Source organism: Paraburkholderia sp. MM5496-R1, from assembly GCF_050436205.1.
GTDB lineage: Bacteria > Pseudomonadota > Gammaproteobacteria > Burkholderiales > Burkholderiaceae > Paraburkholderia > Paraburkholderia tuberum.
The window spans coordinates 1,001,463-1,024,434 of sequence record NZ_JBNDLT010000002.1 but is presented as its reverse complement, the minus strand read 5'-3'; the positions used below and the strand labels follow the sequence as shown (position 1 = coordinate 1,024,434).

Below are 22,972 nucleotides of genomic sequence, written 5' to 3'. Positions count from 1 at the left end.
CGCCTATCAGCCGAACAGGCCATGCAGGAACCAGCGTTGCTCTTCTTCCGCGTCGCGGCTGCTCACGCGCTCGCGGTAGATCCAGTAGCAGCTCTGGTCGTCCGCCTGCGCGACGAAGTAATCGCGCGTGACGAGCTCGCCGTCGAACCAGCCGCTCTCGATGCGCTCGCCCGGCGACACCATGCGCAACGGCGAGCCATAGAACGGGCGGTGCTGGCGCATCAGCAGACGCACGGGCGTGTCGAGCATCCACGTCGGGCGGGGCAGATTCTGCGGCAGCGGGCCGGGCTTGACCGGCTGCGACACCGGCAGCCAGCGGTTCGCGATCTCCGGACGATGATCGGCGCTCGGCGCGGGTTTCAGCACGTTCTCTTCGCCGAGCCGCGCGACCAGCAGTTCGAGCAGCCGCGCGTGATCCTCCTGCGAGCCGCCCGGTTCGGGAAACAGCGTGTCCGACGCGGGCGCGGCCGACTCGACGTTCGACGCGTCGAGCCGCAACGCGATCACGGGCGCGGCGAGCTCGATACGACGCAGCCGCTCCTTGAGCAGGCGCATCAGATGTTCTTCGCGCCAGGTCGGCTCGCCGAGTGCGACGTCGATCGTGGTCGGCTCGATCGCAGCGCGTCCGCGCTCGTGTTCGAGCGACAGGCGAATGCCGGTGAGCGCGAGCTGTTTTGCGCACAGCCATCCGCACAGTTGCACGATCAGGCGCTGCGCGCCGAACACCGCGCCATCCGCGTGTTCGAGCCGGTCCGGCATCTCGATGCGCGCCGAGAACGTGGGTGGCAGTTCGAGCCAGTCGAACAGTTCGGGCGCGGTCCCGAACGCGCGGTCGAGCGAGTCGAGCAGATGTTCGCCGCAGCGGCGCTGCAAGCCGGCGCGGGGCAGGCGGCGCAGATCGGCGATGCGCTCGCAACCGAGGCCCGTGAACCAGTCGGCGAACGGGCGGACTTCGGGCACGGCGAGCATCGGCAGGGCGGACAGGCGCTGGTCGAGCGACGCGAGCTTCAGCACGCGCCGGTTGCCGAACTTCGCGAGCAGCCACGCGCCCTGGCCGGTCGGCGCGGCACTGATGCGCGCGGTGAAGCCGAGCGCGTCGAGGATGGCTTTCGTATCGCGGCACAGCGCGAGCAGGCCGCCGAAGAGCCGCAAACTCGCGCCGATCTCGACGACGACCGTCGCCTCATCGAGCAGCGCGACTTCGGGCGAGAAGCGCATCAGCGCGATACCCACCTCGCGATGGGCTGCCGTTTCACGACCGCTATCGCGCTCATACATCTCGGTCTGCGGCGACAGCGTCAGCACGCCGCCGCGCTTCATGCCCGGACGCACGCCTGCCGAGCGCGCGGCGGGGTCGGCCATGACCACCTTGTCTTTCTCCAGCACCGCGCAGCCATGCGCGGGCTCAGGCGACCACTTCGGTCTGAAGACCTCGAGCGGCAACTTTGGCAGATGAACGGCGAGAAAGACGCGCATGTCGGGAAAGCAGAACGGGAGTGGGTTGAAGGGGAATCGACAGGGGCTCTGCGCGAGCGGGCCCTCGTCGTTTCACGATGTCGATGGTGAGACCTTCGGCCGATGGCCTGAGCGCGAGCCGCAGCAGCGCGGGGGATGCCTCCTGCGCGGTGGCGAGCGGCCGCACCATGATGAAAAGCGTCTCCGACGACTGCGCGGCCAGATGCAGACGGCGCAGCGACGACGCCTGCGCGTACTGCGCCCAGAAGATCAGCGCGCCGCAACTGCCGGCGCGCAGGATCTGCTCGGCGGACCACAGCGCGTCGGCGGTTTTCGGCGCATTGATCCGCAGCACCTGCTGCAGCGACAGGCCGATGTAGTTGAGCCCGAGGCCGTCCGGCGTATGCGGCGGTTGCACGAAGACGAGCGGACGCTCGCCGACGGCGCTGAGCGCCGGCTGCAACAGCCGCAGTTCGCCGACGCCGGCCTGCTGCACGAGCAGATCGACCAGCGCGCCGAGCGGCCAGCCACCGCCGGGCAACTCCGCCGACAGGGCCGGATAACCGGTATCGACGCTGCGGCCGCGGCCAGCGCCAAGCTGGGACGCCCGCCACAAGGACGGGTGAATGGCTTCCGGTGCTGGCAGGGCGGCTGTCATTTGCGAAAATACCTGTATGGATATACAGTATCCTACATGGTTTTATGAGATAGCGAACAGGCACTTTTTTGGGGGCGGGTTCATGGACATGCGAGTGCGCAAGCCAGCCGGGCATCCGATGCCGGAGATCGCGGCGTTCGTGGCCGAACTGAAAGCGGTGTTCGGCGAGCCGGACATCGATGAAGCGATTCGCCGCGGCAAGGCGGGCGAGCCGACCTTTCATGCGCGGGAAAACGGACGCTCGGCGGGGACGGCGGCGCCGGTTGCGGCGAACGTCTGGCGCGTGGATCGCGCGGTGCGCGACCGCCATTACTGCGAGGGTTGCGACGGCTCCTGCATTGGCAGCGCGAAGTCGTGCCGTCCATAATGGCAGCGGCCCTCAACCCCGGAGAACCCCATGTTGCGCACGTACCTCGGAAGTTGCCATTGCCAATTCGTGAAGTTCGAGGCTCGCATCGATTTCGACGAGGGCACGTCGAAGTGCAATTGCAGCTACTGCAGCAGGCTGCGATTCTGGCACGTGCAGGTTCGCCGGGAAGATTTTCGTCTTCTTTCGGATGAAGCCGCGCTCAGCGAATATCAGGGGCACAATGCGGTCGCGCATCACCCGTTCTGCACACGCTGCGGCGTCCACGTATTCGATCGCATCGATATGCCAAACGGCACAGGGTATCCGTATATCAACGTGAACATCATGTGCCTCGATGAACTCGATCTCGATGCGGCATTGAATGCGCCAGTCACCTATCGCGATGGGCTGCACGACGACTGGGGCAATCCGCCCGCGCAAACACGGCATCTTTGATTGCGCCGGTCAGGGCGCTCTTCGCGGATGGTGGGGAATGTCAGGCTGGTGGGCATCCAGTTGATGGCGTTCGGACGTGAACTGGGCGAACTCGGGCTTGAACCGCGCAGGATCATCGAGCGTGCCGGCATAGAGGGTCACGATGTCCGGCGCATGATGCGGCGTAGCGAATAGCAGGCTGCCGCAATGAGCGCAGAAGTTGCGCGTCGTGGGCATTCCGCTGCCGCCGATCTTCGTATAAGGCCTGACGTCGCCTTTGAACGAAAAGCCGGCGGCTCTCACTACGACGACCGGCAACCCCGCGGAACCTGAAGCGCGCTGACAATCGCGGCAATGGCAGATCAGTTGCGCGAGTGAATCACCGCGAGCTTCGTATTGCACCGCGCCGCACAGGCAGCGCCCCAGCCAGGGTGTCGACATCGATCTTCTCCGGTTCAAATGATCTCGCGGTTTGTTCGGGAGCCTAAGAATAGGTGCGGCGGACCGTAGCTTAGCAGAGCTCGAACGTCGTTCAGCTATCGCATCGAATCAGCGAGCGAAGGGTCCAGGGGCGACGTGTCTTCGCCTGCCGTCGTGGGTGCGCCGCTTTGCGGCGCACCCACGGACCAGCGCTCAAACGCGTTGCGCATAGACGTTGCACCAGCCGTCGGCGGCAACCGATTTGCCCGGGAACATCGGGCACGGTCCGGCGGAGTCGCCCGCTGCGCCAGTGTAGAAACGGCAGTTCGCGCAGGTCTGGCCCGCGTGGTACTTGGGGAACTTCGCGGCGTCGACGCTGCCCGCTTTCGCACGATAGCCGAGCGAGCTGGCCGCGGCGTCGTTTTCATCGACGGCGGGCGGCGCGGCTAACGCGAGCTCGGCGCTGGCGAGCGCGGCACACAGGCCCGCGGCCTGGAGAATGAAGTGTCTGCGGTTGTGAGAGACCATGATGATGCCCTGAGAAAAGAAATGGGTCGTCCATGCCGCATTCGATTGAAGCGGCGTGGCGTCGTAATGCGGTGCGAAGCAACGTGTTAGTGGCGCGGTCCGGCGTTCAGCGGGGTGGTCGAGGATTGCGCGGCTTGCGCGGTCAGCTTCGCGCTACCGGCGTCGTAGCCATTCGTATAGAGCAGGAAGGCCATCAGATCGGCGTACTCCTCGTCGCTCATCTTGCCGGGATGATCCGCGGGCATGTTGGTCGACATGTACTGGTAAATGCCGCCGATCGTCAGATGCGAGTTCGCCGCTGGCGCGAAGGCCGGTCCGATCAACGACGGCGCGGTGTTGCCTTCGAGCTTCTCGCCGTGGCATTTCGCACACGAATCGGCATACAGATGTTCACCGTGGGCGACCTGATCGTGATCGAACGACGGTGTCTCGGTTGTCGCCGCAACCTTGATGAAGCCGCCGGCGGCGGGCATGCCGCCCACGCGCCATAGGTCCGCACGCGGCGACGCCTGGGTCGGGCCGTCGAGATAGCGCGCGAGATTCGCGTGAGTGCTGGCCGCGGTCGCCAAACCGCTCGCGAGGGTGGTTGGCAGCGCCCAGTTGCGCGTGAGCGCTGCGAGCCGGCCATCGCTGCGCAGACGCGTGAGCGCGTCATCGATGCGCTTTTGCAGCGACTGCGTGTCGGGCCCCGACGCGAACACCAGATTCCAGTCGGCATAGGGCGACTCGGCGACGGCGACGTCGAAGTGCTGCTGCGGGTGCGCATGCCGATACGCCACCACGGCCGGGTACCAGACGATCGCGCGCTGGGCGCGCCCTTTCGCGAGGGCGTCGACGGTCAGCGCGGAGGTGGTTTCCAGATCGAAGCGCGCGTTCTTCTGCTGGACCGCGATCAGTTGCGATGGGCTCGACCAGGTGGCGGCAATGGTGATCTTGCCGTCCGGCGCCGCGACGGAGGTGTTGGCCGCATGGGCGCCGCGCAGCGTGACGCTGACGTAACCGGAGTGCAGATAGCTGTCGGAAAAGAGCAGGTGCGAGTCGGAGCCGTCGGCCACGCTCGAACGCGGAAAGCCCGCGATCACGTCGCAGTTGCGCTGCAGCGATGTCGAGAGCTCGCGAGCGGAGATGCCGTCGTCGCCGCCGTCGTCGTCGATGCCGCGCGGCGCGAATGTCGCGGTAATGCCCGCCGCGCTCAACACCGCGCGTGCAACGGACTTGTCCAGCTCGGCCGAAGGGCTGCCGGGCATCGTGCACACGCGGACGCTGGACGACGTCCGCGCGGCCGCCTGGGCGGCAACATGTGCGACGCCGGCGACGAGCGCGCCGGCGAGAGCAAGGTGAGTGAATCGAATGTTCATGATGGTGCGTTCCTGTAATGGCGGGAACACCGCGCCCGCATGGGCTGCGTGCGGGCGCGGAAAGATGCGGCTGCGAAGGCCGGATGGGCAGAACGATGCGGGTGCGGTGGCTGCGCCTAGCTGCGATCGAGCGCGAACACGTACAGCGTGCCGCCGCGCGGAACGTCCTTCGCGACGTCGGCCATCGGGCCGCCCCAGATCGGATTCGCACCGCCGTAGCCCGCGAGCACGGCCACGTATTCCTTGCCGTCGACTTCGAACACGGAAGGTTGCGCGACGATGCCGCTCGCGAGTTGCGGGCTCTCCCACAGCACCTTGCCCGTCGTCACGTCGAACGCGTACAGATGGCCGTCGAGCGAGCCGCTGAAGGCGAGGCCGCTGGCCGTGGTGGCGACGCCACCGTTCCAGGGCATCCTGGTCCAGTGACCCCACAGCTTCTTGCCCGTATTGACATCGATGGCCTGAAGCTCGCCATAACCCTGGCTGCCCGGTTCAGGCTGGATCTCGAAGCCTTCGCCGAGGTAGGGCAGACCCTCCATGTAGCTGACCGACTTGCCGGACAGGCTCATGCACGCATGCAGCGAGGGCACCACCGCGATGTGCCGCTCGGGATCGTAGGAAGTCGACCACCAGTTCTTGCCGCCGAGAAAGCTCGGACAGGTGTTGATCGTCGTGCCGGCCTTGGGAAACCGGCTGGCGTCCTGAACTGGTTTGCCGTCGGCGGTATAGCCCGTCACCGACAGCGCCTTGACGAACGGCTCCGCGTAGATCAGCTTGCCGGTCTTGCGGTCGATCGCGTGGAAGAAGCCGTTGCGGTCGGCATGGATGATGGCGTCATACTGCTTGCCCTTGTAGTTGATGTTGGCAAGAACCGGCGTGTTGACGCCGTCGTAGTCCCACGTGTCGTTACTCGTGTACTGATAGTGCCACTTCAGGTCGCCGTTCTTCGGATCGAGCGCGAGCAGGGAATCGGAGTACAGATTGTCGCCGGGACGCAGCGCGGCGAGCCACGGTCCCGGATTGCCGACGCCCCAGTACAGCGTCCGCGTGGCGGCGTCGTAGGTGCCGGTCAGCCACGCCGCGCCGCCGCCATGTTCCTGCATGCCGTCGGGCCACGTATCGCCGCCCTTGTCGCCGGCATTCGGGATCGTATAGCGCTTCCAGATGATTGAGCCGTCGTCGGGATCGAGTGCGGCGATATAGCCGCGAATCCCATACTCGCCGCCTGATGTACCGACCACGATCGCGCCGTCGAGCGCGAGCGGCGCGAGCGAGAACGCGTAGCCGAGACCCGGTTCGAACATCTGCTTCTTCCACACGACATTGCCGCTCTGCGCGTCGATCGCGGCTACCTCGCCGCTCAGCATGGCCACGTAGACGTTCTTGCCATACAGCGCGACGCCGCGATTCACTACGTCGCAGCATGCGGTCTTGAACGATTCCGCGCCGAGCTTCGGCTCGTATTTCCAGAGCTTCGTGCCGGTCTTGACATCGAATGCATAGACGTTGTCTTTCGGCGTGCTGACGAAAAGATAGCCGCCGTTGACGATCGGGGTTGCTTCGAAGCCTTGCTTGAGTTCCGCGGGGAACTGATAGCTCCAGGCCTCCTTGAGTCCGGCGACATTCGATGCATCGATCTGCTTCAGCGGCGAATGTGACTGGCCGCCATAGCTGCGGTAGTAGGTGAGCCAGCCTGGGTCGCTCTGTGCTTGAGCGAGGCGCTCGTAGGTCACGGCGGGGTAGTCCGGGGCGGCGTGCACCGGAGCCACGTTCAGTGCCATCGCGATCGCGATGCTCGCTCCAAGGACAGCCAGCCGGCCTGCGGCGGGCGAACGGTTCTTCATGGTCGTCTCCTGAGTGTTTGTCGATGCAGTGCCGGCAGAGGCGTCGCCCCTTTGTTCCGTGTCGATCCGGTTGCGGTGCCGTTACTGCAAGTCACATGCCATTTTTGTGGGCGAGTCCGAAAGGGCGGCACGCCTGAAACGTGCGGCGGCACATATCGCGCGTAGAGCGCTCCATGTGTTGCATCCCGGTACAACGCCGGGCGATGGAGTGTTGAGAAACAGGACAGTTGCAGCGCTAGCGCGCATCGCTCGGGTCGAGGGCGACGCCCGGATCGCGGGCGAAGCTGTCGCTGAAATGGATGGCCCGGAGCTTGCTTAAGAGTACGGAGAAAAGTCCGGCAAGGTACCAGGCTTTCCAGGAGGGAGACAATGCGCGATGACGTTCACCGGGCCGTGGCTCAGACTGCCATACGGTCCAACGACTTTCCCGTGCCGGCAATTCAGAAAGCGCACGAACGCTCCGAAACGTTTGGTCTGTGCGCGTCGGCGCGGCCGGAATACGAGGTTCTTTCGAACGCGGGTCTCGTGCTCAAACGCGAGCAGAACCGGGTGTTGTGCGCGCATGCGATGCCGGTGATGGAGTCGCTGCACGAGCAGATCGCCGACACGCAAAGCATGATCGTGCTGACCAATGCCGAAGGGCTGATCCTGCATTCGATCGGCGACGACGACTTCCTCGCGCGCGCGGAGAAAGTCGCGCTGCGGCCCGGCGCGAACTGGGCCGAGGACCGCCAAGGCACCAATGCGATCGGTACGGCGCTGGCCGAGCGCTGCGCGATGGTCGTGCACGGCGACCAGCACTACCTGGCGGCAAACCGCTTCCTGACCTGCTCGAGCGTGCCGATTCTCGATCCGTATGGCGACGCGATCGGGGTGCTCGACGTGACGGGCGACTACCGCAGCTATCATCAGCACACGATGGCGCTCGCCAAAATGTCGGTGCAGATGATCGAGAATCATCTCTTTACGACGACCTTTCACGAAACGCTGCAAGTGTCCTTCCATAGTCGTCCGGAGTTTCTGGGCACGCTGATGGAAGGCATCGTGGCGTTCACGAGCGACGGACGCTTTCTGTCGGCCAATCGCAGTGCCCAGTTCCAGCTCGGCATGTCGCTCGCCGGGCTGCGCGCGCATACGCTGTCGTCGCTGTTCCAGACCACGAGCGCGCAACTGATCGATCGCGCGCGCGTGAGCCTCGACCCGCACCTGATGCTCAACCTGAGCAGCGGCGCGCTCGTCTGCGCGCGCGTGCAGTTCAGGCGGGCGTCGCTGGCCGAGGGCAGCCGCCCGGTCGCCGTGCACGACGGCGCCCGCGCGCTCGCGCGCGAGGAGCCGCCGCAGGCGGCCGCCGGACTCTCGCGTCTGAGCTATCTCGACACGGGTGACCCGCAGGTCGCCGCGGTCATTGCGAAGGTCAGGAGGGTGATCGGCAAGGACATTCCGATCCTGATCAATGGGGAGACCGGCACGGGCAAGGAACTGCTCGCGCAGGCGATCCACAACGATTCGCCGCGCTGCGCCGGGCCGTTCGTGGCGCTCAACTGTGCTTCGATTCCCGAGACGCTGATCGAATCCGAGCTGTTCGGCTACGAGGAGGGCGCATTCACCGGGGCGCGGCGCAAAGGCGCGATCGGCAAGCTGCTGCAGGCAAACGGCGGCACGCTGTTTCTCGACGAGATCGGCGACATGCCGTACTCGCTGCAAGTGCGGCTGCTGCGCGTGCTGCAGGAACGTGTCATCAACCCGCTCGGCTCGACGAGGAGCATTGCGGTGGACGTCGCGATCATCTGCGCGACGCACCGGGACTTGCGCGAGATGATCGCGCAAAACCGCTTCCGCGAGGATCTCTACTACCGGCTCAATGGCCTCGTGGTGCGTCTGCCGCGGCTGCGCGACCGTGCCGACCTCGCGGTCGTGATCCAGAAGATGTTGCTGCGCGAATCGATTGCCAGCGCGAGCGGACGGCCGCTTCACGTCGCACCCGATGTCATGGCGATGTTCGAGCGCTGTCCATGGCCGGGCAACTTCAGGCAGCTTGGCAACCTGCTGCGCACCGCGGCGGCCATGGTCGACGCGGACGGCGAGATCCGGCGCGAGCATTTGCCCGATGACTTCTTCGATGATCTGCGCTGCGGCGTTTCGTCGAGCGGCGCGGCGGATACGCCGGGCTCGGGCAATGCGTTCGCGCCGGAGTGCGCGCGCCTGCAGGACGTGACCGTGTCGGTGATTGCCGCCGCGCTCGCGCGGCATGGCGGCAACGTTTCGGCGGCCGCGCGCGAGCTCGGCGTGTCGCGCAACACGATCTATCGCAAGATGCCCGCGGTCGAGCCGGATCGTGAGGTGGACGACTTCTGAACCCATCGCGCCGCTTTCATCAGCACTTCTGTTTCGCCCACGTGCTGTCACACCGTTGTTGCATCCCGCAGCAGTGGTGCTCCAAAAATCAACACTGCCCATCTCCCGAACGCATCGTATGGCGACGCGTTTGTCCCGCTTACGTCAGCGAATTGACGATGTCGGTGCCCATACCCAGGCGAAGGCTTGTGCGCGAGCCAAACGAGCCTCGCGTGGCGACATCGGCATGTCCTTTGCTTTGAAGGGAACGGCCGCGCATCGAGTGCGGTTCTTCCGTCCCATCGCAAACAAGGAGACATGCCATGCAATGGATCACTCCGTCGTACGCCGAGGTGCGTTTCGGCTTTGAAGTCACGATGTATATCGCCAATCGCTGAGCGGGCTGCGGCATGCCGCCCGCAGTGCCGTAGTGGCGCCGCGGGCGGCGCTCGCCACGCCGGGCACGCCCGAGGCGCAGCAGCGCGCGCTCGATATCCTGCGGTTCAAACTCGATATTCTCTGGTCGATCCTCGATGCGGTCGAAAAGGCCTGCCCCCTATGAACACGCGTGACGCGGATAGCGGCGTGCCACTGCGCCCCCGCCTGCGGAGCGTCTTCCGCCTGCAGTGGGAAGCGGCGCAGGACGCCTACGTGCTGCTCTATCCCGAAGGGATGGTGAAGCTCAACACCAGCGCCGGCGCGATCCTCGCGCGTTGCGACGGAGAACACGAGCTCGACGACATCATCGGCGAACTCGAACGGCTTTTCGGCACGTCTGAACTTGCACCCGACGTCTATCGCTTTCTCGATCACGCGCGGCTGCGCGGCTGGCTAGCCTGAGATGGCCCACGACCATCCCGGTCCTTCCGTGCGTGTGCGGCGGCTCCTCGTGCCACGCCAGCGTCTCGAATAGCGGCTCGACTGCTTCCTCGTACGCGCTTCGGGCACGGTGCCGGGCCCCTCAGCGAAGGTCCATCCGTGCTCGAGCATCAGCCAGTGGATCACCGACATACTGACCATCTCGTTCAAGCCCTCGAGCGCCCGCACGATCAACGCACGATGTGCCCCGGGGGCAAGCCAGGCTGACGTATGGCAATTTCCACAACACATTGGCGCCGGTGAGGACACCGGCGACCATGGATCATGAAGTAAGCGGAGGAAGGCGCGTCGAATGCCGACGCGACCGTCAAAGACGGCGCGCGTGCTTCGCCGATCTGACGCTCATTGCCCGCGGATGATGTTTGCGAGCCGATTGCCGCGCGTCGGCAAACATTTTGCGAACGTTGCACAATACGGCTTGGGGAAACCAGCCGGAATCGGCCAGTCGTTGGCCGCCACGCCCGGCCGCCATCAATCCGCCATTAGCCAGTCAATCATGCCAACAGCAGAGGTTGAGAGTCTGCCCAGTCAACTGCCGGGAATGCTGCCGCGATTATGGGCGTTCTCGCTGCGCCTGTGCGGCAACCAGCACGACGCCGAGGATCTCGTCCAGCGGGCCTGTGTCCGCGGACTCGAGCGCGCCCATCAATTGCAGCCAGGCACTTCTCCTCTGAGCTGGATGTTCTCGATCGTTCATTCCACCTGGATCAACGAGCTGAGAGCGCGCAACGTGCGCAACCGCTCGAGCATGGAATGGGACGACGATTTTCTGCAGACCGTTGCTGATCCCGATGCGCGCACGCCGGAAGAGAACCTGCTGAACGGCGAGATCATCGCGGCCGTCAACCGTCTGCCCGAGGCACAACGGATCGTCATGCTACTCGTGGCCGTCGAGGGCCTGAGTTACGCCGAGGCTGCCGAGGCGCTCGGCGTGCCGATCGGCACGATCATGAGTCGCCTGTCCCGCGCGCGGCAGACCATTGGGGCGCAATTCGGCAATCGTGAAGCCACGGCGGCGCGCTCATCCAGCAGCGAGCGAGAAGTGTGATGACGATCGACGACACCACCCTGTTAGCGTACGTCGACGGAGAATTACCGCCGGACGAACGCGCACATGTCGAGAGCGCGATCGGCAAGTCGGACGACGTGGCATCGCGCCTGTCGATACTGCGGGCCTCGCAATTGCCGTACGCGGAAGCGTTCAGCCAGCAGGCGTTGCCGCCGGTGCCAGAGACATTGCGCCGCAACGTCGACGAACTGATTCGACAGCATCTGGCAGGTGCGTCGGCACAAGGCGCGGTCAATGCCGCCGACGCAATCGATACCGCGACCAGCGGTGAGTCATCGATCCCGTCCGGTGGCAATGTGCATCGGCTGAAGCCGCGCGCATCATTGCCGTGGCTGGCGGCGGCGTTCGTCGCGGGCGTGTTCTCCTGCGGCATCGCGTTCCGTCTGTTGCCGCAACTGACCGGTGGCGGCGCCATCACGACGGCATCGAATGATCCGGGCGTGTCGCCGTGGATCGCTGCGGCGGCCGGCTATCAGCAGCTTTACACACGCGACACCGTCGCCTCGTTGCAACCCGACATGCGCGCGACCGCCGCCACCGCCGCCGATATTCGTCAATACGACAATCTGGCGTTGCAGATTCCCGACCTGCGCAGTCAAGGGCTCTCGTTCAAGCGCGTGCAGCGCCTGAGATTTCGTGGCAAACCGCTCGTGCAGATCGTCTACCTGCCGGAGCATGGCGGCCCCGTCGCGTTATGCGTGCTGAAAGAAGCGAAGGCCGACGCGGCGCCCGCGCGCGATCGCGTCGGCGGCATGGACGTGGTGGCGTGGCGGCGCGGCCAACTCGGTTATGCGCTGATCGGCGAGCACGGCGGCGTCGATCTCGAAGCACTCGGCAAACGCCTTTACGGCGGCGAGGTGTCGACCACCATCGGCCGCACGGACGCGCATGACGATGCCCGGTCGGGCTGATCACCAGCGAGGCCATGGCTTGCTGCTGCGCTGGCTCGCGGTTTTCGCGGCGCCTATGTTACTGCTGGCGCTGTTCGTCTGGTGCGCCGGATGGTTCCCGCCGCGCCTGACTTCGCAGCGGATCGTCGATGCATTCGAAGCGACGACGACGCCGCACCCGGGCTTCCGGCGCAACCACGCGAAGGGCATCTGCATCACCGGACACTTCGACAGCAACGGCAACGGCGCGTCGGTATCGCGCGCAAGCGTGTTCGAACGCGGCAGCTACGCCGTCGTCGGGCGACTGTCGAGGCCCGGCGGCAATCCGCAACAAGACGACGGCGAAGCCCTGGTGCGCAGCTTCGCGTTGCTGATCGCGCTGCCGCACGGCGAGCAATGGCGTCTCGCGATGAATTCGACGCCGATTTTCGCGGTGCGCACGCCGCAGGCGCTATTCGAACAGCTTCAGGCGGAAGCGCTGGATCCGCACACCGGTCAGGCGAACCCCGCAAAAATGCAGGCGTTTCTCGACGGCCATCCTGAGGCCCGCGCGTTTCTCGAATGGGTCCGCTTGCACCCGCCATCGTCCCGCTTCGACAACGCGGCCTATTTCGGTATCAGTTCGTTCCAGACCACCGATGCGCAGGGCGCGAAGCGTTTCGTGCGTTGGGAGGTGGTGCCGGACAGTCCCTGGCGTCCTGTCGAAGCACGCGCGCAAAGCGATCCAGATTTTCTGTCGCACGCTCTGATGACGCAACTCGCGAAGGGGCCATTGCGCTGGCATCTGGTGCTGAACGTCGCGATGCCCGGCGATCCGATCGACGACTCGACGCGGCAATGGGTCGACTCACCGCAACGCGAGCGGGTCGACGTGGGCACGATCGTCATCGATCGCGCGCAGGCGCAGATCGACGGTCCCTGTCGCGACATCACGTTCGATCCGACCATCCTGCCCGATGGCATCGCGCCATCCGCCGATCCGTTGCTGGCCGCGCGGTCGTCGACGTATAGCGTATCGTTCAATCGCCGAACTCGGGAGGAGGCCGTTGCCGGATCGAATGGTCATTGAATGTCGTCTCTACCGCGAGGTGTCGGGAGCGACGCCTGAGAAAACGGTTGGCAATAGCAAGTCCTGGCCGGTGATCCACGCTTCATCCGCGCGCTGCGTACGACCTGCGAACAACGCGCAACTACGGTTATCATGGGACTTTGATGACGAACGGGCGGTGCCCGCCCCGCGCGTTGCAGGCGAATGCTGATCGTGCTCAACTTCCTTTAAGCCTATCGTCCTATGAGACCCGACGACAGTAAATTGATCGCGTATGTCGATGGCGAACTTGACCCGTCCGAGGCGGCATCGATCGAAAAGGAACTCGCCGTTTCGCCTGAGTTGCAGGAAAGCGTCGATTTGCTGCGCGCGTCGCAGCTCCCTTATCGCGAGGCGTTTGCAACGCAGAAGCTACCGCCTTTACCGGGCGAATTGCAGCGCCGTATCGAAGCAATGGCGAGCGCCGCACGGCGCGACGAATCGAATCACGCATCCCATCAGCCGATACCCGCAAGAAAGCCGCAGGCGCGGCTGTGGCTTGCCGCGGCATTTGTCGCCGGCGCGTTTTGCGCGGGCCTCGCGATGCGGCTCGGACCTGCATGGCTGGGCGTGCCCGGCAGTGGCGGCGCAATTGTCGCGTCGAACGACGCGGCGTCGTGGATCCATGCAGCGGTGGGCTATCAACGGCTCTATACACGCGATACCGTTGCCGACATCACGCCCGACCTCGGCGCGTCGGCGAAGACCGTCACGGCGATCCGGTACGTCGACGGCATTGCATTGCGGGTACCGGATTTGCGGGAGGCGGGGCTGTCGTTCAAGGCAGTCGCGCGCCTGCGCTTCAACGACAAGCCGCTGGTCCAGATCGTCTATCTGCCCGACCACGGCGCGCCGGTTGCGCTGTGTGTGATGAAGGACGCGCGACCGGACCAGGCGATCGCGCAACAGCAGTTGAACGGCATGACCGTCGTATCGTGGCGGCAGAACGATCTTGCCTATGCGCTGATCGGCAAACCGGACTCAACCGATCTCCAGTCGATCGCACAGCGGATCTCGAACAGCAGCGTGGACGCGTTGTTCGCGCTTAACGATGCGCCCGATGCGAAGCCGAGGGATGCGCGTACATGAGCGCGGCGCGATCTGATCGCAGTGCGGGCCATTCCGCGTGACGGCGTCTGGAGTCAAGTTCTGCCGGTTTTTTGCGTGACGGGGTATGACAGGGGAGTCGTAGTGAAACGAAACGATGACCTCGCTGGTCGTTGTTTCGCTCTATTCAGTAAACGGCGACCCGTGAGCCGCGATTCGTAATCGAGGTCATAGCCACAAACGATTGGTCGCAACAGTGGTTTTTGGATAAAGATGCCCTGCGCACGCGTTCGGTCAAAATCGAAATGGAGCGGCGCTGCCTTTGGCAATTCTGCAAGTATCCGCGTTTAAGCCGTTGACGAACTCCATGCAACGGTCCGAGATAAAGAGGTGGCGTCAGATCCGCCAAACCTCTGCTCGGCGAAGAGACCAATCAACCGGTCCAGAGCAATTCTGTCTGGCCTTGTTCCTGATGTGATCGATGTTAGGCCCTGGTTCGACGTGACCCTCAAGCGGCACGTCGAGCCGTCGTTCAAGGGCTCTACTCGAAATTGGCCACTCAACCATGTCCACCACTGTCGTTGAGAGTTTGCCGGACCTTCTACCCGGAATGCTGCCCAGATTGTGGGCTTTCTCGTTGCGCCTGTCCGGCAATCGGCACGACGCCGAAGACCTGCTGCAACGTTCGTGCGTACGCGGACTCGAACGGGCGCATCAACTGCAGCCCGGCACGGCACCGCTCAGCTGGATGTTCTCGATCATCCATTCCACGTGGCTCAACGAATTGCGGGCACGCAGCGTACGAGGCCGGGCGAGTGTCGAGTGGGATGACGCATTGCTAGCCGTCTCCGATCCTGCCGCGCGTTCCCCCGAAGATGTGCTGCTGAGCCGTGAGATCATCGCCGCCGTCGGGCGCTTGCCCGAGGCTCAGCGCGTGGTGATGCTGCTCGTCGCGTTCGAAGGATTGAGTTACGCCGAAGCCGCGCACGTGCTCGATGTTCCGATCGGCACGATCATGAGCCGCCTGTCGCGCGCGCGGCAAAGCATTGGCGCGCGCTTCGACAGCGGCGCGGGACCGGCCGCACGTTCGGCTCCACCTCGGGTCGAAGTCGGGTGATGACGATCGACGACGCCGACCCGCTTGCTTATGTCGATCGTACGTTGGCTCACGCGCGCGTGGCCGACATAAAGCGAGCGATGCACGAGTCCGTCGATATTGCGAATCGCGTGATATGGCTGATGGCATCGAAGTTTCCATAACTGAGATCGTTGGCCGGCAAAGCTTGCCCGCATTGCCCGTAGCGCTGCGGTTACGGATCGATCGCCTGATCGCGGCCGCCTGACGATCGATCGGCGGCGCGAGCCGGGAGACTCAGGGTGGCGGGTCGTCGAAGGCACGCAAAAAAGCCTCGCGATCCACCGACGCCGGCAGTGCGTCGGCCAGTCGCGCACGGAAGGTCGCTGCGTCCGCGCCACGCGCGGCCCGCTCGGCGATCACGTGTGCGAACGGTCCGACGTGCGATGCGAGCCGCCGCGCAGCGGCCTCGACGTGCTCGGCATCGAGCGGCACGCACGCCGCGGATGTCGATTCGATGGGCAGCGTGCTGCGCTTCGAGTCATCGCCCGAAGCGATCACGTGCTGCTTGAGCAGCGTATCGAACTCACGACGAGCGGCGTCGTTGGACAAATGGCGCGCAAGCTGAGCCGCCAGTGTTTGCGAGTCGGTCGCATGCGACGCGGCGCGCCGCACGAGCAGCGAGGCAATGGGGCCGACGTGGCTGGCGAGCCGTTGCTCCAGCTGGGCCAGAAACTCGGGTGGCCAGTCTGGTCTGGCAGCCCCCGCCGGTGGCGCAAGCGTCTGACGGAACGGCTGCGCGCGCACGACGGTATGGTCGGGATCGAGCCGCGCCATGAATGAGTCGTGCAGCGTCGACAAGGCGTTGCGCCAGCTTTGCGCGGACGCATAGCGGTCGTCTGGCCGTTTGGCGAGCGCCTTCAGCACCATGGCATCGAGTTCGGCGGGCAGGCTTGTGACATGCGTCGATGGGGGCGGCGGCATCTCGTTCATCACCTGATGCATCACGGCGGCTGGCGCGCCGCTAAACGGGCATTGCCCGCTCAGCATCTCGTACAGAACGACGCCGGCGGAAAACAGGTCGCTGCGTGCGTCGATCTCCGCGCCTGCATACTGCTCCGGCGACATGTAGCTTGGCGTGCCGATCATCATGCCGGCCTGCGTCAGGCGTCCTGTATCGAGCTGTGCGATGCCGAAGTCGGTCACCTTGCATTCGCCGCGCGGCGCGATCAGCAGGTTGGCGGGCTTGATGTCGCGATGGATCACGCCGAGTTCGTGCGCATAAGCGAGTGCGTCGAGCAGTTGCGCGAACCACGTGAGCGCATCGAGCAAAGGCATCATGCTGCCATCGCGGGCGTGCTGCGCGAGCCGTTGCGCGAGGTTCTCGCCGCGTACGTATTCGAGCGCGATGAACGCGACGCCTTGCGCCTCGCCATAGTCGAACACGCCGACGATGTGCGGATGCACGAGACGGCCGGCAGCGCGCGCTTCGTTGAGAAAGCGTGCGGTCAGCTCCGCACCGGATGGCTCCGCCGTGCCTTGTCCGTCGTTCAGTGACGGTGTGCGAATCGTTTTCAGTGCTACCTCGCGCTGGATATGCGGATCGGTCGCGAGATAGACCGTGCCCATCGCGCCGCGACCGAGCACCCGTTCGACCCGATAGCGGCCGATCTGTCGCGGAGTCGCGCCGGTTTGGGAAGTCATGGAGTCGTCCACGATGTGTGCGGCACGCTTACTCGTGGCGCTCTTCGATCATCTCGAACGCTGCGACGAGGCTCGTGCGCATCCGTCCGAACGACACCGCGAGCGACGCTATTTCATCGCTGCCGCCGGCCGGCAGTTCGACGTCGCCGAGTTTGCCGAGACTCACTTCGTCCGCGGCGCGCGACAACATCTGCAAACGCCGCGTGACGAGGAAGTGCACCATCGCGTTCAGCACGACGAGCACCACCGCGAATACAGCGGTCAGTGAGACCATCAGGCTGCGCCATACCGCACGGCCGCGCGCGATCGACTCCGACATCGGCACCGACACGAACTCTGCGCCGATCACGTCGTTCATGGTCCAGCCGAAACCATTGGCCGGCCCGTACTTGTCGATCATCGTGCGCGGCGCCGCGGACGGCGTGCTGTGACATTGCATGCACGCGGCGTCGGTAATGCGGCTCGGATGGGCGAGAAACAGCAACTGCTCGCCGCCCGGCGTATGACGCTGTCCGGTGGCCTGTTTCAATTCCGGATGGTCGTGCAGATGGGCGATCACTTCGCTTTCCCAGTCGCTTGGCCGGTCGCGCGGGTTGGTCGGATTGAGCATCGCCGACTTGTACGAGAAGTTCGGAAACACGCTCTGCAACGAGTTCAGCATTTCGATCGCCGAGTACGCCGGCACCGACTCGGGCACGAACGAATATTTGATCTGTGTCGCGAGCAGCGGCGTGATGTGTTGCGCCGTGTAGTCCTGCATCGCGCTGGCGGCGTTCAGAAGCACGTCCGCATCGTGACGGGTTTCGTCGAGCGCCTGCTGTTGCAACACACGATCCGCGACGAATCCGATGGCGGTCAGTCCGATCGCGAAGATCGCGATGAACACGAGATTGAACTTGATGGCGAGTGACAGCTTCATGGGCGAACCGGGGCGGATGGGTAAGCGGAACGGTAAGCGGAACGGTAAGCGGAACCGTAGACGGAACCGGTCTGGATTGCGGGGCTCCGTATCACGGCACGCGGTGGCGGCGGAAAGACCAGCGCACGCCAGTCCGGCAAATCGCGAATGCGCTGCACGACTGCGCGGCGAAACGCGCGATCGGTCAGGCGCGCGCGAAAGCGCGAAGTGAAGCGCGTCGATGGATCCCTGCGCGCCGCGAGTTCGCTGTCGAGCCAGTCCGATACGTCGTCGTAAGCGACCGGTCGGATGCTGCCCGGCGGCTCGTTGCGTGGATGGGCCGGCATCGGCAGCACACGCAACGCGTCGCGGAATGTAACGGGCATCGCGGCGACGAAAGCGGGATCAGGGCCTGCTGTCACGGCAATCGTGTCGCTCGCGGCGGGATGCATGGCGAAGCGAGGCGCATCGAGCTTGAGCGGCGCAACATTGCCGTGCGAAGCGCCGATGCCGAGAATGCTGGCCGCGCCGCTCTCACAGAACACTGCGTCGGTGTCCTGGACGTTGGCGTTCCGCTCATTGCCACTCCGATAATTCGTAGCCGTTGCCGCGATGACCAGCACGGCATTGTCCGCGGGCGTGAATCGCGTGCGCGCGGTTTCGATCACAGGCGCGGCGCAATTCGCCGTGTTTGCGTCGCACGCGTGCAGCACCTTCAGCCAGCCGCCGAGCACCGCGATATGCGCGTCGCGCATCAGCATCACGCGAGTGCCATGACCCAGCGCGACGCTATTGCCCGCGTCGTCCTGGATCTGCACGCCTGCGCTCGTCGGCGTTTCGACCATATCGTCAAGCGCAAAGCGCTGCCCGACATCTGCCTGATAACGCCCCGTCTCATGAATGACGGTGACGGGCGCATCGGCCTGCACGAGCGTCCACGCCGCATTGGCATAGGGTGCGAGCAGCAGCAAGGCGAACGGTACAGACCGCTTGAAAAGTCCGAAGATCATTCAGATGAGCCTGGTTGAGCGTTTCAATTGGCGAAGCGCGGTGAAGACGGCGCGTTATATCGCGCGAGTATCAACAGAACAGCCGGCTCGCGGGTTTATTCCAGGGTTTCGATGATCACAAACCCGCCTTCGCGTGTCCCATATGGTGAGCCTGTCTCTGCGTGACGCACGCACGAAAAGATCCAGTCCACGACACAACGGAATATCTGCCCGGGTGGGCTGTTCTGATTTGCGCAGACAGCGGCGAGTGCGATCTGGAACATGAACGCAACAGCTTCGACAGACATGGAATAGATCGCGATGCTGCGCTGTTCTGGGTGCATGGGCGACGCGTCTGCAACGCGGCAAGTCGAGTGCAGGCTCGTGAGACGCATCGCCGGATTCACGAAACCCTACGGATACCAGAGGAAATCAGCGCATGGCAACGAGACAGAGCAGTCAGAAATTCATCGCGCGCAATCGCGCGCCACGCGTACAGATCGAGTACGACGTGGAGCTGTACGGCGCGCAGAAAAAAGTGCAGATCCCGTTCGTGATGGGTGTGATGTCGGATCTGTCAGGCGCCAATGCCGGCGATCTTCCGCCGCTCGAAGCGCGCAAGGCGGTGGAAGTGGACGTCGATAACTTCGACAGCCGCATGCAGTCGATGAGGCCGCGGGTGAACTTCAGCGTGCCCAACACGCTGACGGGCGAAGGCAATCTGGCGGTCGATATCACCTTCGAAGGCATGGACGATTTTTCGCCCGCCGAAGTGGCGCGCAAGGTCGACTCGCTCGCGAAGCTGCTCGAGGCGCGCACGCAGCTCGCCAACCTCGGCACTTATCTCGATGGCAAGTCGGGCGCGGAGAAGCTGATCGCGCAGGCGATCAAGGATCCCGCCTTGCTGCAATCGCTGGGCGCGGCGCCGAAAGCCGCCGACACCGAACCCGCACAGGAGTGAGCGCGATCATGGAAAGCCAGAATCAGATCGAGCAAGGCGTCGAGGACTCATTGAGCGGCGCCGATGATTTCGCCGCGCTGCTCAACAGGGAGTTCAAGCCGAAGAACGAGCGCGCGAAGCAGGAAGTCGAATCGGCCGTGCGCACGCTCGCTGCACAGGTGCTGCAGGATTCGCACATCGTTTCGGATGACGTGACGCAAACCATCAACGCGTATGTCGCCGAGATCGACCGCAAGCTCAGCGAGCAGTTGAACCAGATCATGCACCACGCGGACTTTCAGAAGCTGGAAGGCGCGTGGCGAGGGCTGCACCATCTCGTTACCAACACCGAAACGGATCCGATGCTGAAGATCCGGGTGCTGAACATATCGAAGAAGGAACTCGCAAAAAATCTCAAGCGCTTCAAGGGCGTTGCATGGGACCAGAGCCCTGTGTTCAAGCGCATCTATGAAGAAGAATATGGTCAGCTGGGCGGCGAACCGTATGGCTGCCTCATCGGCGATTACTACTTCGATCACGGTCCGCAGGATGTCGAACTGCTACGCGGCATTTCGCAGGTCGCCGCCGCCGCGCATGCGCCGTTCATCTCGGCGGCGGATTCGACGTTGCTCGGCATGGAAGGCTGGAACGAGCTGGCCAATCCGCGCGATCTGTCGATGATCTTCACGACGCCGGACTACGCGGGCTGGCGTTCGCTTCGCGAAATGGACGACGCCCGCTATCTCGCGCTGACGATGCCGCGCACGCTTGCACGCCTGCCGTACGGCGCGAAGACCGACCCAGTCGACGGGTTCGACTTCGAAGAAGACACCGAAGGCGCGGATTCATCGAAGTACACATGGCAGAACGCTGCGTATGCGATGGCGGTGAACATCAACCGTTCGTTCAAGTACTACGGATGGTGCACGCGGATTCGCGGCGTCGAGTCGGGAGGAGCGGTCGACAGTCTGCCGGTGCATACCTTCCCGAGCGACGACGGTGGCGTCGACATGAAGTGCCCGACCGAGATCGCGATCACCGATCGGCGCTCGGCCGAACTCGACAAGATGGGGTTGATGCCGCTCGTGCATCGCAAGAATTCGGACATCGCGGCATTCATCGGCGCGCAATCGGTCGCGAAGCCGGAAGAGTACGACGATCCGGCCGCCACGGCGAATTCGAATCTGTCGGCACGTTTGCCATACATGTTCGCGTGCTGCCGTTTCGCGCACTACCTCAAATGCATCGTGCGCGACAAGATCGGCTCATTCAGCACGCGCGAGCAGATGGAGAGCTGGCTGTCGAACTGGGTCATGAATTATGTCGATGGCGATCCGGTGAATTCCAGCGAGGAAACCAAGGCCCGCAAGCCGCTCGCTGCCGCGCAAGTCGTCGTCGAGGACGTCGAAGGCAATCCCGGCTACTACACGTCGAAGTTCTTCCTGAAGCCGCACTACCAGCTCGAAGGACTCACCGTATCGCTGCGGCTCGTATCGCGACTGCCTTCCGCGCAGGCGGCCTGAGGCTTCCGCTGCATCTCACCTTGCAGGTAATCGTCCGGAGCGGCAGCGTTCCGGTCCTGATCGTTCGTCGCTACGGCGAGCGCACTCTTTGGCTCACAAATAGAGGTCACTATGGCATTCGACATGCACCTGAAATTCGGCTCCGGAGCGGTCACGATCCAGGGCGCTTCCAATCACTCGAAGCACAAGAACCAGGTTCCGATCATCGCGTGGTCGTGGGGCGCCAGCAATACCGGCAATCTGCACACGGGTGCGGGCTATGCATCGGGCGGCAAGGCCAACATTCAGGACATCACCGTCACGAAGTACATCGACAGTTGCTCGAACGCGTTGCTAAACGCTTGCTGCACGGGCGCGCGCGTCGACAACGCCTATCTGTACGTCACCAACGCAACGGGTCAGCAGACCGACTTCCTGACCATCGAGCTGAGCGAAGGGGTGCTGGTCACGTCGGTATCCACGGGCGGCAGCGGTGGCGACGAACGACTCACCGAGAACATCACGTTGCATTTCGGGAAGTTCAAGTACTCGTTCCAGCCGCAGGACGATGAAGGCAAGGCAAACGGCGGCACCAAGGATTTCACATTCGATATCCAGCAGGTCACCAAGCAGTAAGCAGGCGGCGATACCGGTCTTTTCGCCCGCTTTCTTTCATTGAATGGAGCACATCCAGTGACACTTTCTTCAGTCGATGTCAAACCTGAAAAGCTGCTCGCGGACGGTCACTTGAACGACGCGTTGCAAGCGTTGGCCGCGAAAGTGAAAAACTCGCCGGCGGACGCGACGCTGCGCGTGTTTCTGTTTCAGTTGCTTGCGTTGCGGGGTGACTGGGAGCGTGCCGGAACCCAGTTGACCGCGGCGGGCGAACTGGAACGACAAAACGCGTTGATGGTCGCCGCCTACCGCGCGGCACTGGTCGGCGAACGCGAACGCGAAGCCGTGCTGGCCGCCCTGCGTAACCCGGCAACGGTCGGCGAGCGGTCGGAATGGGAGCGCTTGCTGTTGCAGTCGCTGCAACAACTGTGCGGCGGACGGATCGCCGAAGCGCTCGCATTGCGCGCGCGAGTCTTCGACGAAGCGGAAACCGTGCGCGGCAGCATCGACGGCGTGCCGTTCAAATGGATCGCCGACGCAGACCCGCGTTTCGGGCCGTGCCTCGAAGTGATCCTGAAGGACAGCTATGCGTGGGTGCCGTTCTCGCGCGTCGCTGCGCTGTCTTTCGATGCGCCCACTGATCTGCGTGACAAGATCTGGGCGCCGGTGCGAATCACCTGGAAGAGCGGTGATGAGGCGATCGGCTTCGTGCCTTGCCGCTATTGCGGCAGCGAGCGAGGTGAAGACGTCGCGCTCGCGCTGGCAAAGCGTACGGCGTGGACCGATCTCGGCGACGGCTGTTTCATCGGCGTTGGTCAGCGCATGCTGATCACCGACGTCGACGAATATCCTTTGCTCGACGTGCGCTCGATCACGTTCGAAACAGCTTGAGGGGG

23 protein-coding genes and 2 pseudogenes are annotated in these 22,972 nt (G+C 64.1%); 15 read left to right on the top strand and 10 right to left on the bottom strand.

Annotated features, from left to right (window positions below):
- Positions 1-6: 6 nt before the first annotated feature.
- Together OKW38_RS11690 and imuA are read right to left on the bottom strand one after the other, a co-directional pair.
- On the bottom strand, positions 7-1,476 hold the full coding sequence (locus tag OKW38_RS11690; protein WP_429361568.1) for a Y-family DNA polymerase: 1,470 nt from the start codon (positions 1,474-1,476) through the stop codon (positions 7-9).
- Positions 1,406-2,113, bottom strand: coding sequence for a translesion DNA synthesis-associated protein ImuA (gene imuA / locus OKW38_RS11685; protein ID WP_184029676.1), 708 nt, complete (start codon positions 2,111-2,113; stop codon positions 1,406-1,408). Before imuA ends, OKW38_RS11690 begins: the two co-directional genes overlap by 71 nt.
- A gap of 82 nt (positions 2,114-2,195) precedes the next feature.
- Between imuA and OKW38_RS11680 the strand changes: the two genes are divergently transcribed.
- Together OKW38_RS11680 and OKW38_RS11675 are read left to right on the top strand one after the other, a co-directional pair.
- Positions 2,196-2,480, top strand: a complete 285-nt coding sequence (locus OKW38_RS11680) for a hypothetical protein (protein ID WP_090804206.1) — start codon at positions 2,196-2,198, stop codon at positions 2,478-2,480.
- 30 nt (positions 2,481-2,510) lie between these two features.
- On the top strand, positions 2,511-2,918 hold the full coding sequence (locus tag OKW38_RS11675; RefSeq protein ID WP_184066905.1) for a GFA family protein: 408 nt from the start codon (positions 2,511-2,513) through the stop codon (positions 2,916-2,918).
- 9 nt (positions 2,919-2,927) lie between these two features.
- Here OKW38_RS11675 and OKW38_RS11670 read toward each other — a convergent pair whose 3' ends face one another.
- From OKW38_RS11670 to OKW38_RS11655, 4 genes are all read right to left on the bottom strand, one after another.
- Entirely contained in the window at positions 2,928-3,338 is a 411-nt protein-coding gene (locus tag OKW38_RS11670) for a GFA family protein (protein ID WP_184066908.1), read from the bottom strand.
- Positions 3,339-3,530: 192 nt separating this feature from the next.
- Positions 3,531-3,845 carry a high-potential iron-sulfur protein gene (locus OKW38_RS11665; RefSeq protein ID WP_429361566.1) on the bottom strand — a complete coding sequence of 105 codons (315 nt, stop codon included), beginning with the start codon at positions 3,843-3,845 and terminating at the stop codon, positions 3,531-3,533.
- An 86-nt stretch (positions 3,846-3,931) separates the two neighbouring features.
- Positions 3,932-5,203, bottom strand: coding sequence for a c-type cytochrome (locus OKW38_RS11660; RefSeq protein WP_429361564.1), 1,272 nt, complete (start codon positions 5,201-5,203; stop codon positions 3,932-3,934).
- Positions 5,204-5,319: 116 nt separating this feature from the next.
- Complete coding sequence (locus OKW38_RS11655; RefSeq protein ID WP_429361562.1) at positions 5,320-7,047, bottom strand: methanol/ethanol family PQQ-dependent dehydrogenase; 1,728 nt, start codon at positions 7,045-7,047, stop codon at positions 5,320-5,322.
- Between the two features lie 369 nt (positions 7,048-7,416).
- On the opposite strand from OKW38_RS11655, the gene OKW38_RS11650 reads away from it, so the two are divergent.
- The 4 genes and pseudogenes from OKW38_RS11650 (at position 7,417) to pqqD (ending at position 10,221) form a co-directional block, all read left to right on the top strand.
- Positions 7,417-9,402 carry a sigma-54-dependent Fis family transcriptional regulator gene (locus OKW38_RS11650; RefSeq protein ID WP_429361560.1) on the top strand — a complete coding sequence of 662 codons (1,986 nt, stop codon included), beginning with the start codon at positions 7,417-7,419 and terminating at the stop codon, positions 9,400-9,402.
- Between the two features lie 302 nt (positions 9,403-9,704).
- Entirely contained in the window at positions 9,705-9,779 is a 75-nt protein-coding gene (pqqA, locus tag OKW38_RS11645) for a pyrroloquinoline quinone precursor peptide PqqA (RefSeq protein WP_090805708.1), read from the top strand.
- Between the two features lie 65 nt (positions 9,780-9,844).
- Positions 9,845-9,943 (top strand): annotated as a pseudogene (locus OKW38_RS11640) (pyrroloquinoline-quinone synthase PqqC); the annotation flags it as partial.
- On the top strand, positions 9,940-10,221 hold the full coding sequence (gene pqqD / locus OKW38_RS11635) for a pyrroloquinoline quinone biosynthesis peptide chaperone PqqD (RefSeq protein WP_184044028.1): 282 nt from the start codon (positions 9,940-9,942) through the stop codon (positions 10,219-10,221). The pseudogene OKW38_RS11640 and the gene pqqD, both read left to right, overlap by 4 nt.
- Positions 10,222-10,320: 99 nt before the next feature.
- Here the strand turns inward: pqqD and OKW38_RS11630 are convergent.
- Positions 10,321-10,471, bottom strand: a pseudogene (locus OKW38_RS11630) (glutathione S-transferase family protein); the annotation flags it as partial.
- Positions 10,472-10,756: 285 nt separating this feature from the next.
- On the opposite strand from OKW38_RS11630, the gene OKW38_RS11625 reads away from it, so the two are divergent.
- The 5 genes from OKW38_RS11625 (at position 10,757) to OKW38_RS11605 (ending at position 15,470) form a co-directional block, all read left to right on the top strand.
- Entirely contained in the window at positions 10,757-11,308 is a 552-nt protein-coding gene (locus OKW38_RS11625; protein WP_090804226.1) for an RNA polymerase sigma factor, read from the top strand.
- Positions 11,308-12,240, top strand: coding sequence for an anti-sigma factor (locus OKW38_RS11620; RefSeq protein WP_429336278.1), 933 nt, complete (start codon positions 11,308-11,310; stop codon positions 12,238-12,240). Before OKW38_RS11625 ends, OKW38_RS11620 begins: the two co-directional genes overlap by 1 nt.
- Positions 12,224-13,288 carry a catalase family peroxidase gene (locus OKW38_RS11615; RefSeq protein WP_429363719.1) on the top strand — a complete coding sequence of 355 codons (1,065 nt, stop codon included), beginning with the start codon at positions 12,224-12,226 and terminating at the stop codon, positions 13,286-13,288. The genes OKW38_RS11620 and OKW38_RS11615 overlap by 17 nt, the downstream gene beginning before the upstream one ends.
- A 222-nt stretch (positions 13,289-13,510) precedes the next feature.
- Complete coding sequence (locus tag OKW38_RS11610; protein ID WP_429361558.1) at positions 13,511-14,395, top strand: anti-sigma factor family protein; 885 nt, start codon at positions 13,511-13,513, stop codon at positions 14,393-14,395.
- A gap of 523 nt (positions 14,396-14,918) precedes the next feature.
- Positions 14,919-15,470 (top strand): RNA polymerase sigma factor, encoded by a 552-nt coding sequence (locus tag OKW38_RS11605; RefSeq protein ID WP_429361556.1) that lies wholly within the window; start codon positions 14,919-14,921, stop codon positions 15,468-15,470.
- A 255-nt stretch (positions 15,471-15,725) separates the two neighbouring features.
- On the opposite strand, the gene OKW38_RS11600 is transcribed toward OKW38_RS11605, so the two are convergent.
- From OKW38_RS11600 to OKW38_RS11590, 3 genes are read right to left on the bottom strand one after another with little or no spacing between them, the layout of a single operon-like run.
- Positions 15,726-17,132 (bottom strand): serine/threonine-protein kinase, encoded by a 1,407-nt coding sequence (locus tag OKW38_RS11600; protein WP_429361554.1) that lies wholly within the window; start codon positions 17,130-17,132, stop codon positions 15,726-15,728.
- Positions 17,133-17,160: 28 nt separating this feature from the next.
- Positions 17,161-18,051 (bottom strand): c-type heme family protein, encoded by an 891-nt coding sequence (locus OKW38_RS11595; RefSeq protein WP_429361552.1) that lies wholly within the window; start codon positions 18,049-18,051, stop codon positions 17,161-17,163.
- Positions 18,048-19,040: a hypothetical protein gene (locus tag OKW38_RS11590; protein ID WP_429361550.1), complete on the bottom strand. Its 993-nt coding sequence runs from the start codon at positions 19,038-19,040 to the stop codon at positions 18,048-18,050. The genes OKW38_RS11595 and OKW38_RS11590 overlap by 4 nt, the downstream gene beginning before the upstream one ends.
- A gap of 418 nt (positions 19,041-19,458) precedes the next feature.
- Between OKW38_RS11590 and tssB the strand changes: the two genes are divergently transcribed.
- The 4 genes from tssB to OKW38_RS11570 all read left to right on the top strand — a co-directional run bounded on the left by tssB (position 19,459) and on the right by OKW38_RS11570 (position 22,967).
- Positions 19,459-19,980, top strand: a complete 522-nt coding sequence (gene tssB, locus OKW38_RS11585) for a type VI secretion system contractile sheath small subunit (RefSeq protein WP_090804246.1) — start codon at positions 19,459-19,461, stop codon at positions 19,978-19,980.
- Positions 19,981-19,988: 8 nt separating this feature from the next.
- On the top strand, positions 19,989-21,482 hold the full coding sequence (tssC, locus tag OKW38_RS11580; protein ID WP_187610345.1) for a type VI secretion system contractile sheath large subunit: 1,494 nt from the start codon (positions 19,989-19,991) through the stop codon (positions 21,480-21,482).
- 111 nt (positions 21,483-21,593) lie between these two features.
- Complete coding sequence (locus OKW38_RS11575; protein WP_090804249.1) at positions 21,594-22,097, top strand: Hcp family type VI secretion system effector; 504 nt, start codon at positions 21,594-21,596, stop codon at positions 22,095-22,097.
- A gap of 57 nt (positions 22,098-22,154) precedes the next feature.
- Positions 22,155-22,967, top strand: a complete 813-nt coding sequence (locus OKW38_RS11570; protein ID WP_429361548.1) for a type VI secretion system accessory protein TagJ — start codon at positions 22,155-22,157, stop codon at positions 22,965-22,967.
- Positions 22,968-22,972 lie beyond the last annotated feature (5 nt).

Coding starts and splice junctions, on each gene's coding strand:
- OKW38_RS11620 (WP_429336278.1), top strand. CDS start 11,308: ATGACGATCGACGACACCACCCTGTTAGCGTACGTCGACGGAGAATTA.
- OKW38_RS11605 (WP_429361556.1), top strand. CDS start 14,919: ATGTCCACCACTGTCGTTGAGAGTTTGCCGGACCTTCTACCCGGAATG.
- tssB (WP_090804246.1), top strand. CDS start 19,459: ATGGCAACGAGACAGAGCAGTCAGAAATTCATCGCGCGCAATCGCGCG.
- OKW38_RS11675 (WP_184066905.1), top strand. CDS start 2,511: ATGTTGCGCACGTACCTCGGAAGTTGCCATTGCCAATTCGTGAAGTTC.
- OKW38_RS11575 (WP_090804249.1), top strand. CDS start 21,594: ATGGCATTCGACATGCACCTGAAATTCGGCTCCGGAGCGGTCACGATC.
- OKW38_RS11660 (WP_429361564.1), bottom strand. CDS start 5,203: ATGAACATTCGATTCACTCACCTTGCTCTCGCCGGCGCGCTCGTCGCC.
- OKW38_RS11665 (WP_429361566.1), bottom strand. CDS start 3,845: ATGGTCTCTCACAACCGCAGACACTTCATTCTCCAGGCCGCGGGCCTG.
- OKW38_RS11615 (WP_429363719.1), top strand. CDS start 12,224: ATGCCCGGTCGGGCTGATCACCAGCGAGGCCATGGCTTGCTGCTGCGC.
- tssC (WP_187610345.1), top strand. CDS start 19,989: ATGGAAAGCCAGAATCAGATCGAGCAAGGCGTCGAGGACTCATTGAGC.
- OKW38_RS11625 (WP_090804226.1), top strand. CDS start 10,757: ATGCCAACAGCAGAGGTTGAGAGTCTGCCCAGTCAACTGCCGGGAATG.
- OKW38_RS11595 (WP_429361552.1), bottom strand. CDS start 18,051: ATGAAGCTGTCACTCGCCATCAAGTTCAATCTCGTGTTCATCGCGATC.
- OKW38_RS11655 (WP_429361562.1), bottom strand. CDS start 7,047: ATGAAGAACCGTTCGCCCGCCGCAGGCCGGCTGGCTGTCCTTGGAGCG.
- OKW38_RS11590 (WP_429361550.1), bottom strand. CDS start 19,040: ATGATCTTCGGACTTTTCAAGCGGTCTGTACCGTTCGCCTTGCTGCTG.
- OKW38_RS11610 (WP_429361558.1), top strand. CDS start 13,511: ATGAGACCCGACGACAGTAAATTGATCGCGTATGTCGATGGCGAACTT.
- OKW38_RS11680 (WP_090804206.1), top strand. CDS start 2,196: ATGGACATGCGAGTGCGCAAGCCAGCCGGGCATCCGATGCCGGAGATC.
- OKW38_RS11600 (WP_429361554.1), bottom strand. CDS start 17,132: ATGACTTCCCAAACCGGCGCGACTCCGCGACAGATCGGCCGCTATCGG.
- OKW38_RS11670 (WP_184066908.1), bottom strand. CDS start 3,338: ATGTCGACACCCTGGCTGGGGCGCTGCCTGTGCGGCGCGGTGCAATAC.
- imuA (WP_184029676.1), bottom strand. CDS start 2,113: ATGACAGCCGCCCTGCCAGCACCGGAAGCCATTCACCCGTCCTTGTGG.
- pqqD (WP_184044028.1), top strand. CDS start 9,940: ATGAACACGCGTGACGCGGATAGCGGCGTGCCACTGCGCCCCCGCCTG.
- OKW38_RS11690 (WP_429361568.1), bottom strand. CDS start 1,476: ATGCGCGTCTTTCTCGCCGTTCATCTGCCAAAGTTGCCGCTCGAGGTC.
- OKW38_RS11650 (WP_429361560.1), top strand. CDS start 7,417: ATGCGCGATGACGTTCACCGGGCCGTGGCTCAGACTGCCATACGGTCC.